Annotated in this window: 13 protein-coding genes and 1 pseudogene; 10 read left to right on the top strand and 4 right to left on the bottom strand. The window is 63.6% G+C overall.

Going from position 1 to position 12770, the window contains the following annotated elements; genetic code table 11:
- Window positions 1-30: 30 nt before the first annotated feature.
- Window positions 31-1443 carry a DUF2252 domain-containing protein gene (locus tag G5S42_RS16285; protein ID WP_176107691.1) on the bottom strand — a complete coding sequence of 471 codons (1413 nt, stop codon included), beginning with the start codon at window positions 1441-1443 and terminating at the stop codon, window positions 31-33.
- A gap of 243 nt (window positions 1444-1686) precedes the next feature.
- On the opposite strand from G5S42_RS16285, the gene G5S42_RS16280 reads away from it, so the two are divergent.
- Together G5S42_RS16280 and G5S42_RS16275 are read left to right on the top strand one after the other, a co-directional pair.
- On the top strand, window positions 1687-2370 hold the full coding sequence (locus tag G5S42_RS16280; protein ID WP_176107690.1) for a Pr6Pr family membrane protein: 684 nt from the start codon (window positions 1687-1689) through the stop codon (window positions 2368-2370).
- Window positions 2371-2551: 181 nt separating this feature from the next.
- A complete protein-coding gene (locus G5S42_RS16275) occupies window positions 2552-2818 on the top strand; it encodes a CsbD family protein (protein WP_176107689.1) in 267 nt (88 codons plus the stop codon).
- 113 nt (window positions 2819-2931) lie between these two features.
- On the opposite strand, the gene xth is transcribed toward G5S42_RS16275, so the two are convergent.
- Complete coding sequence (gene xth / locus G5S42_RS16270; protein WP_176107688.1) at window positions 2932-3741, bottom strand: exodeoxyribonuclease III; 810 nt, start codon at window positions 3739-3741, stop codon at window positions 2932-2934.
- Window positions 3742-4042: 301 nt separating this feature from the next.
- On the opposite strand from xth, the gene G5S42_RS16265 reads away from it, so the two are divergent.
- The gene (locus G5S42_RS16265; RefSeq protein WP_176107687.1) at window positions 4043-4387 is read left to right on the top strand and encodes a zinc ribbon domain-containing protein YjdM; all 345 of its coding nucleotides are present in this window, start codon (window positions 4043-4045) and stop codon (window positions 4385-4387) included.
- Window positions 4388-4476: 89 nt separating this feature from the next.
- Complete coding sequence (locus G5S42_RS16260) at window positions 4477-5313, top strand: spermine/spermidine synthase domain-containing protein (RefSeq protein WP_176107686.1); 837 nt, start codon at window positions 4477-4479, stop codon at window positions 5311-5313.
- Window positions 5314-5338: 25 nt separating this feature from the next.
- Here the strand turns inward: G5S42_RS16260 and G5S42_RS16255 are convergent, their stop codons facing one another.
- Window positions 5339-5524, bottom strand: coding sequence for a ribbon-helix-helix protein (locus G5S42_RS16255; protein WP_090809355.1), 186 nt, complete (start codon window positions 5522-5524; stop codon window positions 5339-5341).
- Window positions 5525-5632: 108 nt separating this feature from the next.
- Window positions 5633-6226 (bottom strand): YoaK family protein, encoded by a 594-nt coding sequence (locus G5S42_RS16250; RefSeq protein ID WP_176107685.1) that lies wholly within the window; start codon window positions 6224-6226, stop codon window positions 5633-5635.
- A gap of 261 nt (window positions 6227-6487) precedes the next feature.
- Here G5S42_RS16250 and G5S42_RS16245 point away from each other — a divergent pair.
- The 6 genes and pseudogenes from G5S42_RS16245 to G5S42_RS16220 all read left to right on the top strand — a co-directional run.
- Window positions 6488-7405, top strand: a pseudogene (locus G5S42_RS16245) (proton-conducting transporter transmembrane domain-containing protein); the annotation flags it as partial.
- Window positions 7399-8349, top strand: coding sequence for a respiratory chain complex I subunit 1 family protein (locus tag G5S42_RS16240; RefSeq protein WP_176107684.1), 951 nt, complete (start codon window positions 7399-7401; stop codon window positions 8347-8349). The pseudogene G5S42_RS16245 and the gene G5S42_RS16240, both read left to right, overlap by 7 nt.
- Window positions 8350-9009: a formate hydrogenlyase gene (locus tag G5S42_RS16235; protein ID WP_176107683.1), complete on the top strand. Its 660-nt coding sequence runs from the start codon at window positions 8350-8352 to the stop codon at window positions 9007-9009.
- Window positions 9002-10465 (top strand): hydrogenase 4 subunit F, encoded by a 1464-nt coding sequence (locus tag G5S42_RS16230; RefSeq protein ID WP_176107682.1) that lies wholly within the window; start codon window positions 9002-9004, stop codon window positions 10463-10465. The genes G5S42_RS16235 and G5S42_RS16230 overlap by 8 nt, the downstream gene beginning before the upstream one ends.
- Window positions 10466-10468: 3 nt before the next feature.
- On the top strand, window positions 10469-12031 hold the full coding sequence (locus G5S42_RS16225) for a hydrogenase large subunit (RefSeq protein ID WP_176107681.1): 1563 nt from the start codon (window positions 10469-10471) through the stop codon (window positions 12029-12031).
- Window positions 12031-12540 (top strand): NADH-quinone oxidoreductase subunit B family protein, encoded by a 510-nt coding sequence (locus tag G5S42_RS16220; protein ID WP_176107680.1) that lies wholly within the window; start codon window positions 12031-12033, stop codon window positions 12538-12540. Before G5S42_RS16225 ends, G5S42_RS16220 begins: the two co-directional genes overlap by 1 nt.
- The last annotated feature ends 230 nt before the right edge of the window (window positions 12541-12770 follow it).

The raw sequence follows: 12770 nt of genomic DNA, 5'->3' as shown, positions 1-12770 counted from the left end.
GGCGTGAAGCGACACTCGGCGCGAACAGCGCTACACGCGAAAATCCGCCGCCATCTCTTCATCGGTACGCGCTTCGAGCTTGCCGGCGCGACACGCTTTGATGAACCCCTCGTAGTCGCGCTCGACCTGATCCGCGTAGGCACTCGCGTAGCCGCTCAGCGCTTCGGCGAACTGATCGCTGCGGCCGATGTACGCGCTGATCTCGATCGCCTGCCCGCTCGCCTTCGCATGCGCGCGCGCCATGATCCAGCCGCATAGCCGCGCGTAGCCGTCGAGCAGATCGCTGTCGAACAGCTCGATATTCGCGGACAGCTTCATGTCGCGCAGTTGGCGGAAATAGAACTGCCGCCCGTGCGGCCCCGTCCCCCAGCCGAGGAACACGTCGCTCGCGGTTTGCAGCAGCCGCTGACCTTGCACGACGCGCTCGCCCTGATGCTTGACCGTCGGCGACTTGTAGAACTGCGCGATGACCGATGGCCGCGCCTCCTTCATCTGGAGGAACAACGGCTCGCCCATGTGATCGACGAGCAGCACGACCAGACAACGCGTGCCGACGCTGCCGACGCCAGCCACCTTGAACACGACGTCGTGCCTCGTGAAGTGATCGAGCAGATCGCGCCTATCGTGCGACATCGACTTGCGGTACTCGTCCCACACCAGCTCGATCATCTTTTCGATGTTGCCGGTCCGGTAGGTTTCGGTTTCCTCGGCTGTGAACAGCGTGTTCGCACCGAGCACGTGAAACAGCGCGGGCGGCGTGTCGTGGATGGTCCAACGATTGCCGTCGAACGATGCCATTTTTCCCAGCAGGCTTTGATGCGTGCGGCTCGCGGCCTTTTCCATGGCACGCCGCACCGTGCGCCGGCGCTCGGGCGTCAGTGCGATCTCGGCCATGCGGTCGAACGTGATGCGGTCGTACCACAGGTCGAGCGCGCCGAACTGCGCGTATTGCGCGACGCGATCGCGATACGAACCGACCGCGGTCATCACGAGACTCTCGGCGGTGCCGCGGCTCAGGCGCATCTGCCGCGCGGCCACGACGAGGCTCGCGCACAGGCGTTTCAGGTCCCATTCGAACGGGCCGATCGAGACTTCATCGAAATCGTTCAGGTCGAAGACCAGTTGCCGCTCGGGTGTCGCGAATCCGCCGAAATTCATCAGATGGCCGTCGCCGCAGATCGGCATGCTAAGACCGCTGTCGTGCACCTTGCTCAGATCGTGCGCTTGCAGAATCGCACTGCCGCGATGAAACGCAAGCGGCGAGGCTGCCATGCGCCCATAGCGCAGCGGCACCAGATTCTCGACGCGCTCCGCGCTGCTTCGCTTCAGCAGCTCGATCGGATCGCGGTGCAACTCGCCGACCGCCCGATGGCTCGAGCGTTTCGAATGCTCGCGTGCGGCGCGGCCGCGCGCTTCCCGTTCGGCAATGGTGCTGGCTTTCATGCTTTCTCTCCGCTTCTTTGCGATTCTTCAACCGGCGACGATAGAGACTGCTTGCCGCGCGTGGCGCTGTTAATAGCTAGGGCTGCAGTCGCGATCATAACGGGTCGGAACACAACACGGTTAAGCGCGTTCGTCGTCATCTATCCGACCTCCGTAGTACCCCGTAGTATTTTCGCAACCGCCGGCTCGCATGCGCGAGAAAGCACATGCGAGCGAGCGCCCACCGCGCGTAGAATCGAGCGCATGCGCCCTACCCTCGTTCCGCAGCGCGAGTCCGAGCTGCCGCTGCATACGCCCAGTGTGTCGTCGCTGACGTTGGCGGCGGTGATTGCGCTGATCGCGTGGATGGCGATCCTCGCGCAAGCCGACCTGGCCATCGATCGCACGCTCGCGCGCGGTCTCACCGTGTTCGACGCGCTCGCGCGCATGAGCAGCTACCTCACCAATCTGACGGTGCTCGCCAGCGCCTTCTGCTTCACCAGCGTCGCGCTGTGGAAGCACCGCTCGCCGCTCGTGCGCTTTTTCCGCCAGCCGACCGTCGTGACCGCGGTGGTCGCGTACATGGTGTTCGTCGGCATCGCGTACAACGTGCTGTTGCGCGGAATGTGGCCGCTGTCGCCCTACCGGCGCATGCTCAATGAGTCGCTGCACAGCGCGCTGCCATTGCTCGCCGCGCTCTACTGGGTGCTGTTCGTGCCGCGCTTCCATCTGCGCTTGCGTCACTGCCTGCTATGGCTCGTCTATCCGCTCGCCTATCTCGGCATCACGTTCTGGCGCGGCAGCTTGTCGGATTTCTATCCGTATCCGTTCATCGACGTCGAATCGCTCGGGCTGCGCCAGGTGCTGGTCAATTCCGCGCTGCTGTTCGGCGGTTTTCTAATGCTGCTGGCCGTGTTCGTCGGCATCAATTCCAGGCGCCGACGATGATGTTCCAGCACATTCCATCTAGCCGGATGCATAGCGCCGCGTTTCCAGGCGCATTTCTTGCACCCCTTTCGTCACTGACGCAGGCTGACGCCGCACCGGCGCGGCTTGCGCGGCGCCCTTGTGCGGGCGCGTTGCAATTGCAGCGCGCCCGCACGTAAATATGACAACAGGAGCGATGCATATGGACACGAATTCAGCGGCAGGCGCGGTAAAGGAAGTCGCCGGCAAGGTGCAGAGCGCAGTCGGCGACGCAGTCGGCGACACCAGCGCGCAGGTGGCGGGCAAGGCGCGCGAATTGAGCGGCAAGGCGCAGCAGTTATGCGCGAACACGACGAGCCTCTTGCGCGACACGACGGCCGAAAGCCCGTTCACGACGCTGGCCGTCGTCGCACTCGCCGGGTTCGTGATGGGCGCGCTGTGGTCGCGCGGCGGTCGCGACTACGACTAATGCAGGCGCGGCGCCGGATCGTAGGCGCCGAACGATAGTGCGAAGCAGTCGCACCAAAGCGGGCGATTCGCGTCAAGCGGATCGCCCGCTGCTTTACTAGCCGCTCTGCTTTACTAGCCGCTCTTCTTCTTGCGGCCGGCGCCCATCTCCAGTTCGATCCACGCGGGCGCATGATCGCTCGCATGCGGTTCGCCGCGCACCCACCGGTCGACGCCCGCGTCTCGCAGACGCGGCGCGAGATCGGCGCTCAGCAGCAGATGATCGATGCGCAACCCCGAATTCGTGTCCCAATGACGGCGGAAATAATCCCAGAACGTGTACACACGTTCGTCGCCGAAATGCGTGCGCAGCGCGTCGGTCCAGCCTTGCGCGAGCAGCTTTCGATAGCGCTCGCGGCTCTCCGGCTGCAACAGCGCATCCTTTAGCCACGAGCGCGGGTTGTAGATGTCTTCGTCGGTCGGCACGACGTTGAAGTCGCCGGCGATCACGACCGGGTGGCCGCTCTCGTAGAGCTGCGCCGCATGCGCGATCAGATGATCGAACCACGCGAGCTTGTAGTCGAACTTGGGGCCCGGCTGCGGATTGCCGTTCGGCAGGTACAGACACACGATCAGCACGCCGCCGACCGCGGCCTCGATGTAGCGGCTATGCGTGTCGTCTTCGAAACCGGGCAGACCGCGCCGCCGCTCGAGCGGCGCTTCGCCTTTGGCCAGAATCGCCACGCCATTCCATGCGCTCTGGCCTTGCCAGACGGCGCCATAACCGGCTTCGCGCAAGGCGTCGACGGGAAACGCGCTATCCACCGCCTTCAGTTCCTGCAGACACACGACGTCCGGCGCCTCGCGCTCGAGCCATTGAAAAAGCGCCGCCTGGCGCGAGCGGATTCCGTTGATGTTGAACGTCGCAATGCGCAGCTTCGCCATGATCGTCCCTCCGTCGCCTGTGGCACCGCGAGCACCGACCCCATTTTGGCCCGGTTGGCCCGTTCCAAATTTATCACCCGCAACTTTCCATCCAGCTCGAAGCTGTCGACATCCGCAGCGAAGCTACCCGCAAGTCTGATGAATGGCACCGGAAGCAGATGCTAATTGGAAGGTAAGAGGATGTGTATTGCATTATAATTTTGTGCGCCCATGAGCCGCCGGCACGATGCCGACTCTGGCGAGGCGGGTTGCCCGCCTGTTTTTTACTGACTGTCCTCAAGTCGTTTCAATGGAAGCTGCAATGAACGCTGCCCCCGCCTGCCCGCAATGCGCGATGGAAAATACCTACCCTGACGGCACGCTGTACGTGTGTGCGGACTGCGGTCACGAATGGTCGGCAAACGCTGGCGCCGATGCGAACGATGAACCCGCCGGTAGCGTCGTCAAGGATGCGAACGGCAACGCGCTGGCCGACGGGGATTCGGTCGTGCTGATCAAGGATTTGCGCGTCAAGGGTTCGTCGATCACGCTGAAGATGGGCACCAAGGTGAAGAGCATCCGGATCGTCGGCGGCGATCACGAAATCGACTGCAAGACCGACGCCGGCAGCTTCATGCTCAAGGCCTGCTTTCTGAAGAAGGTCTGACGGGCCGTTCGCCGTTGGCGGCCCCGCTCCGAAGCGCGGTTCGCACTGCATGATTCAATCGACTGGTTGGCTACCCGAGCATACCGAGAATGGCTGAGGATCGAACCTCGTACGACGCGTTCGTCAAATTTCTGTCCACGCCAATCAGTGACGGGCAACCGTTCGTGCTGGAGACGCAGCACGCGGTGTCGCTACACTTCGATCACTTCTCCACTCAGAGCTTCATGTCGCTCAGCAACCCGGAGAAGCTCACGCTCGGCTATACGCGCGCGATGATGGGATTTCTGTTGCTGCAGCCCGCCCCCACGCACATCTGCATGATCGGACTAGGTGGGGGTTCGCTGGCGAAATATTGCTATCGGCATCTGCCCGAGGTCACGATCGAAGCGGTCGAGATCAGCCCCGAGGTGATCGCGCTGCGTGAAGTATTCAGGATTCCGGCGGACGACGCGCGGTTCAAGGTGGTTTGCGCCGATGGCGCGGACTACCTGATGCAGGATGACATCCGCACGGACGTGATCCTGCTCGATGCGTTCGTCGCGGAAGGGATCGCGAGCCGCTGTGCGAACCTCGCATTCTTCGCCGCGTGTCGCGAGCGACTGACCGAGACGGGCGTCCTCGTCATCAACTTCACGGACGATGATCCAGCCATACCGCAGCACCTCGAGTGGCTGAAATCCGCATTTGGCGTTTGCTATGCGCTCGTTCGGTGCGGCGACGACAGCAACTTCGTCGCGTTTGCCTGGAAAAGCGGGCATCGTTTGCCGCCCAGACAAGTGCTATTCGAGCGTGCCCTCTCGTTTGCCTTTGCAGACGAACTCAAACTATCCGTCACTGCGCGCCGCCTGAAAGAGGGAGAGCGCCTCGATCCGAAGCGGCTGATCTGGCGTGAGCAAGGACAGGGGCACTGGGAAATCGGCGGTTGACCGGCGCGAGGCGTCAACCCGGGCGTTACTTTCCGCGCTTGGCAAGCGGGCTCTTGGTCTTGTAGGTCACGCCGTGACGCTCGAGATACTCGCGGATCAGTTGGCGGACGACTTGTGACGGCGTCAGATCCTGCGCCGAGCAGAGCATTTCGAATGCCTCTTTCTTGGCGGGGTCGATCAGGACGGTCAGGCGTGCGGTTTTCGTTTCCATTGCGAGGACGAGTCGGCAAATATGCTAACCAAATTATAATGCATTTGCTTTGGACGGCACGACCAGAACCGGCATTTCACGCCAGCATTCCCCCGTCCTCGCGTGAGCTCAGTGCCTGCGCTCGAACCGGCAGAGACAGGTCAACAGATCATCGACGACAGGCACGATCGCCAGCGTGACGAGTGCGCCAGCGAGCGGCACGGTCGACACGTAGCCCACATGCTTGAAACCGATTGCGCCGTCCGCACCCGACAACTTGGTGATCATCGCATTCTGCAGCCCCATGATGAAGCACAGCAGGATCACGGTCAGGGGGACGAAGAATGCTTCGCCTAGCGCGAGGTGGCTGCCGAGCAGACCGAACAGCAGCAGCATCGCGGCCTCAACCACCAACGGCAGCACGTACTGGCTTTGCAGGCTGCGGCGGCGCCCCCAGTTGACGAGCACCGCCGAGCACCCCGCTCCGACCAGAAACGACGCCAGCGAACCAATGCCAGCCAGCACGAGCCGGAGGTCGCCGAGCGCCGCCTGATCCGCGATCGCCGACACGATGCCGCTCATGTGCGACGTGTATTGCCTGACCGCGAGAAAGCCGCCCGCATTGGTGGCGCCGGCGACGAAGGCAAGAGAAAACCCGAGCTGACGATTCGCGCTCGTGCTGCGGTGTTTTCCCGTCAGGCTTCGAAAGTACTGCGCAGGCATAGGATCACTCAATCGCTTGGAGCAACGGCAAAGACGTGGCAAAGACGTGGCGAATATGTGGCTCACATGATAATGGCATTATCATATCCTGTTATCCAGATTGGTTTCTGATGTCATAATGCGATTCGAGTGAGGCCGGCAAGCCGGAGCTCATTCCATGCTCCTCGTCCAAACCGAGCGTACTGGAGACATTCCGGATGGCACCTTTCCCGGTCGTCCATTTCGTCCTGCTGGTCGCAGCCGCCTGGCTCGCGATCGGCAGTCGGTCTGTATGGCCTGATCCGCACCGTGTTCGACCTGCTGCACGTGCAGATCGCCTGGTGGGGCGCGCTGCTGCTCGTGCTGGGCATCGGCACCGCGCTGCTCGGCGTGGTGTTTAGTACGATCCAGGTCGACATGAAGCGTCTGCTCGCGTATTCGTCGATCGACAACGTCGGCCTGATGATCGTCGCGCTCGGGCTCGCGGTGCTGTTTCGCGCGTACGGCATGCGGGAGCTGTCCGCGCTTGCGCTGACCGCGATGCTCTACCAGATCGTCTTCCTCGGGCAGCCGAGAGAAACGAAACTGAGTCGCGCACACGACGCGAACAGTTGGGAACGGCTCGCGTTCTGCTGGTTCGCGGTGGCCGGTGTGCTGCTCGGACTGATGCCCACGCAGTTCGTCAAGGTGCTGGACCGGGTCACGCGCGTGCTCGTCGGCGCCGGAATCGGCGCGGAGAATCATGGCTGGCTGATCTTCGTGCCGGTATCGACCGCGCGGGCGAGCTACATGCCCGTCGTGTTCATGCTGTTTTTCGTCGCCTGCTGCGGCCTTGCGTGGGTGCTGATGCGGCGCTTCTACCACGGTCGGCTGCGACGGGCCGCGCCGTGGAGTTGCGGCTTCCCGTTCACGACCGCGCGGATGCAGGACACGGCGGAAGGCTTCGGGCAACCGATCCGCGAAATTTTCGCGCCGCTGCTGCGCATCGAGCGGCAATTGCCGTCGCCGTTCGACGCGCAGCCGGCCTACCGGGTCTCGGTCGCCGACCGCACGTGGTCGATTCTGTACGAGCGTATCGCGGCACTCACGCAACGCGCGGCGGAATGGGCGGGTCGGCTGCAGACGGGCCGGATCGCCGTGTACCTGACCTACAGCTTCGCCGTGCTGATCCTCCTGCTGATGCTGGTGAGACGATGGTGACTGTATCCGGCGTGCTGTCGCAAAGCCTCGAGATCATCGTGGCGCTTGCCGCGGCGCCACTGCTCACGGGCTGGGTCAACCAGTGCCGCGCGTGGCTGCAGAACCGGCGCGCGCCCAGCATCTGGCAGCCGTACCGGATGCTCCACAAGCTGTTCAACAAGGAGTCGGTCGTCGCTCGTGGCGCGAGTCCGGTGTTCCGTGGCGCGCCCTATGTCGTGTGGGCCGCGATGACGCTCGCCTGCGCAGTCGTGCCGACGCTGTCGACCGAATTGCCGCTGTCGCCCGCCGCGGATGCGATCGCGCTCGTCGGCCTGTTCGCGTTCGCGCGCGTCGCGCTGTCGCTGGCGGCAATGGATGTCGGCACGGCATTCGGCACGCTCGGCGCGCGCCGCGAGATGCTGGTCGGTTTCCTCGCGGAACCGGCCCTGCTGATGGTGCTGCTGTCGGCCTCGCTGATCACGCAGTCGACCCTGCTCACGAGCATCGTCGCGACGCTCGGCCACAGCGAGCTGACCATCTACCCGAGCCTGGCATTCGCCGGCATCGCGTTCACTCTGGTGTCGCTCGCCGAGAATGCGCGGCTGCCCGTCGACAATCCGACCACTCACCTCGAGCTGACGATGATCCACGAGGCGCTGACCCTCGAATATTCGGGGCGGCACCTCGCGCTGATGGAATGGGCGGCCAGCCTCAAACTGTTCGCCTACTCGTGCATCGGTATTGCGCTGTTCATGCCGTGGGGGATCGCCGCGGCGGGTAATCCGCTCGCGCTGCTGTTCGCGGTGCCGGCACTGTTCGTCAAGCTGATGGTCGGCGGCGCCGCGCTGGCGGTGGTCGAGACCGCCAACGCGAAGATGCGGATTTTCCGGGTTCCGGAGTTCCTTGCGACCGCCTTCCTGCTCGCCGTGATCGGCATGCTCGTCCATCTGCTGCTGGGAGCCTGAATGCACGCCTACGCGACGCAACTGATCAATTTCCTCGCTGCCGTGCTGCTGATGCTGTCGTTCGCGATGCTGAGCCAGCGCCGCATCCTGTCGCTGATCCATCTCTATACGTTGCAGGGTGTGGCGCTGGTGGTGGCAATCCTGATCCTCGGTTTCGTGACGGATGATGCGCATCTGTACGTGTCGGCCGGACTGACGCTCGTGCTGAAGGTCGGCGTGATTCCGTGGATTCTGTATCGGCTCGTGCGCAGGCTCGACATTCAGGCCGACGTCGAACCGCTGATCAACATTCCGGCCACGCTGCTGATCGGCATCGTGCTCGTGATCATCGCGTTCAACGTCGCGTCGCCGATCAGCCAGCTCGCGACGTCGGCCGCGCGCGGCACGCTCGGGATCGCGCTTGCGTGCGTGCTGTTGTCGTTCATGGCGATGATCACGCGCGCGAAGGCGGTTCCCCAGGTGATCGGCTTCCTGTCGATGGAAAACGGGCTGTTCTTTGCCGCCACGGCCGCGACCAACGGCATGCCGATGATCGTGGAACTCGGCATCGCACTCGACGTGCTGGTCGGGATTCTGATTCTGGGCGTCTTCATGTTCCAGATTCGCGAGCAGTTCGACAGCCTGGACATCCATCACCTCGAGAAACTCAAAGATGAATGACGCCCACGTCGTGCTCGCCGTGCTCGGCATTCCGCTCGTGGCGGCCGCATGTCTCGCGGGCGTGCGCCCCGCTCCGGTCGCGCGCAACCTGAACGCCGGCTTCAGCTTCGTGACGTTCGCGGCGACGCTGGTGCTCGCCGCGCGCACCGTCGAACGCGGACCGTCGTTCGCGTTCGATCGTGCATTCTTCGTCGATCCCCTGAACGTGTACCTCGTCGCGCTGACTGCATTCGTCGGCTGGACGACGTCGCTGTTCTCGCGGCCGTACATGCAGATCGAAGAGGCGCGCGGGCGGATGACGGCGACGCGGATGCGCCTCTATCACAGTATGTACCAGTTGTTCATGTTCGCGATGCTGCTCGCGCTGCTGACCAATAACCTCGGCGTGCTATGGGTCGCGATGGAGGGCGCGACGCTCGCGACCGTGCTGCTCGTCAGCGTGTATCGGACCGCCGCGAGTCTCGAGGCCGCCTGGAAGTACTTCATCCTGTGCGGTGTCGGCATCGCGCAGGCCTTGTTCGGCACGATCCTGCTGTACCTCGCCGCGAGCCGGCAACTGAGCGACGGCGACGCGCTGCTGTGGACGAGCCTTGCAGCCGTCAAGACGCACCTGGACCCGTCCATCGTGTCGATCGCCTTCGTGTTCCTGCTGGTCGGCTACGGCACGAAGGTCGGACTCGTGCCGATGCACAACTGGCTGCCGGACGCGCATGCCGAAGGCCCGACACCGATCTCAGCGGTGCTGTCCGGGCTGCTGCTGAACGTCGCGCTGTACGCGGTGCTGCGCTGCAAGGTGCTGGCGGACGGCGCGCTCGGCAATGGCCTGCCCGGACGATTGCTGGTCGGATTCGGGCTCGTGTCGGTGCTGATCGCGTCGTTCTCGCTGTTTCGGCAGAAGGACGTCAAGCGGCTGTTTTCGTATTCGTCGATCGAGCACATGGGACTGATGACGTTCGCGTTCGGCCTCGGCGGCCCGGTCGCGACGTTCGCCGGTCTGCTGCATATGACCGTCCATTCCCTCGTCAAGTCGGCGATCTTCTTTGCGGTCGGCCACGCGACGCAAAAGGCGGGTACCCAGGCGATCGATGGCATTCGCGGGCTGCTGCAGGTCAGCCCGACGGTCGGCTGGGGCATGATGCTCGGCGCGCTCGCGATTCTCGGACTGCCGCCGTTCGGCGTGTTCGCAAGCGAATTTCTGATTCTGACGACCGCGATGAACACGCTACCGTGGACAGCGCCGCTGTTGCTGCTGGGCCTCGCCGTTGCGTTCGCGGCGATCTTCGCGCGCGTGCAGCGAATGGTGTTCGGCGAAACGACGACGGCCAAGCCGCTCGAGCATCGCCCCGCACCGCTGCCGGTATTCGTGCATCTGGGTTTGGGGCTGATGCTTGGGCTCTATGTGCCACCGTATCTGGCAACGTGGTATCGCCAGGCCGCAACGATGTTGGCGGGCTGACGGATGCGACTCGAATCGATGCAACTTGCCGCCACCCGCCTCACACATCGTGCGGGCCAGATTCCAGCAGCAGTGGTGAGTGCTGATGAATCAGCGTGGCTCGAGCTTGCGCGCACCGCGCGAGCGGAGCAGCGGCGCCTCGTTGCAATGTGGGGCAGCGAAGCAGTCGAAGACGGTTTCTCGGTGAACGCCGCGTACGAATGCGATGACGGCATAGCGTGGGTGCGCCTGCCGATCGGGCGTCAGCAGAATGCCGGTGGAGACTATCCCGATCTCGCCACCGTTTTCCCGTGCGCGACTCGCATGCAACGAGCGATCTTCGATCTGATCGGCCTGCGCGCGCGTGGCGCCCAGGACACGCGCGCGTGGCTCAATCACGGCAACTGGCCCGATGATTATTTCCCGCTGCAAAGGCAGGCGACGGGTGTCGAAGCCTTCGAATCGAGCGAGGCGGACTACCCGTTCGTGCAGGTTGCGGGCGATGGCGTACACGAGATCGCTGTCGGGCCGATTCATGCCGGCACCATCGAGCCGGGGCATTTCCGCTTCTCGGTCGTCGGCGAGAAGGTGCTGCGCCTCGAAGAACGTCTCGGCTATGCGCACCGCGGCGTCGAGCGTCTGTTTGAACGTACTCCCGCATCGCACGGTCATCGGGTTGCCGCGAGGATTGCGGGCGACTCGACCGTCGCGTTCTCGTGGGCCTTTTGCATGGCGCTCGAGCAAGCCAGCGGCACGCAACTGTCGAAGCGCGCACTGTATCTGCGTGCGCTTCTGCTCGAACGCGAACGCGTGGCCAACCACCTCGGCGACCTCGGCGCACTGGGCAACGACGCCGGGTTCGGCTTCGCACTCGCGCAATTCTCGCGGCTCAAGGAGGACTGGATACGCACGAACGCCCGCCTGTTCGGACATCGGTACCTGATGGATCGGATCGTGCCGGGCGGTGTATCGGTCGATGTTCGCCCCGACGACGCGGCGGTGCTGACCGAGCAATGCGAACGGATCGAACGCGAGGTTCACGTGATGCGCAAAGTCTACGAAGACCAGTCCGGGCTGCAGGATCGGTTCCTCGGCACGGGACGATTGACGCCCGCTGTCGTCGAGCATTTCGGCGTGCGTGGCATGGCCGCCCGCGCCAGCGGCCGAACCTTCGACGTTCGCGCGAACTTGCGCGCTGCTCCGTATGACGACATGGCGGTCAATGCGGTCAGCGATGCGCGCGGCGACGTTGCCGCACGCGTCGCGGTGCGCTTCGCCGAAATCGATGAATCCCTGCGCCTGATCCGCACGCTGCTCACCAATCTTCCCGATGACGGTCCCGCGGTCGTCGCCATGACGCCTGCAACGGCGCACGCGCAAGGCGTAGGCTGGGTGGAAGGCTGGCGAGGGGACGTATTCGTCGCCCTCGATCTCGCCCCGGGCGACGTCATCGGCCGATGCCATTGCCACGATCCGTCATGGCAGAACTGGCCGGCGCTCGAACACGCGATCATCGGCAACATCGTTCCCGATTTCCCGCTGATCAACAAGTCGTTCAACCTGAACTACGCGGGGCACGATCTCTGATGTGGCAACTGATCCGGCAATTCGCGCGCACCGATTTCCCCGACGAACCCGCGCCGGCGGCGGAAGACGCATGGCTTCACGAGGAGCGACGCATTCGCGGGGACATACTCGATCTGCTTGGGCGGGCGCTGTGCATCCGGCAGATCGATGCGGGTTCATGCAACGGTTGCGAGTTGGAGATTCACGCGCTGAACAACCCGTACTACAACATCGAAGGGCTTGGCATCAAATTCGTCGCGAGTCCGCGGCATGCGGACCTGCTGCTCGTGACCGGGCCGGTGACGCTGAATATGCGCACGGCCCTGCTCGCCGCGTACGACGCGACCCCCGCTCCGAAACTCGTCGTTGCCGCCGGCGAGTGCGCATGCACGGGCGGCATTTTTGCCAATAGTTACGCGGTGTGCGGCCCGGTTTCGTCGATCTTGCCGGTGGACGTGACGATCCCCGGATGTCCGCCGCCGCCGCTCGATTTGCTGCGAGGCATCCTCACAGCCTGCCGGGCGCGTTGAGCCGCAGGTCGTTTTCCCCAGTGCAAAACGTGCAACTTTGCCCGTTTTGCATGACTCCACACGGGCTCCATCCCGATCATTGCGCATATTGGCCTGCCTTTATTGCGCGGATCGGCTTTGCGTTTGCAGCGAGTCTTTAATACCGTTGTAGCTGCACCCGCAACGGCACTTAAATTGCTGCTCAATGGTTTGTGTCAACGCGATGCGTTGGACATCGACGCGTCGTCAGC

The organism is Paraburkholderia youngii, assembly GCF_013366925.1.
Taxonomy (GTDB): domain Bacteria; phylum Pseudomonadota; class Gammaproteobacteria; order Burkholderiales; family Burkholderiaceae; genus Paraburkholderia; species Paraburkholderia youngii.
This window is presented reverse-complemented; position numbering and strand designations above follow the sequence as displayed.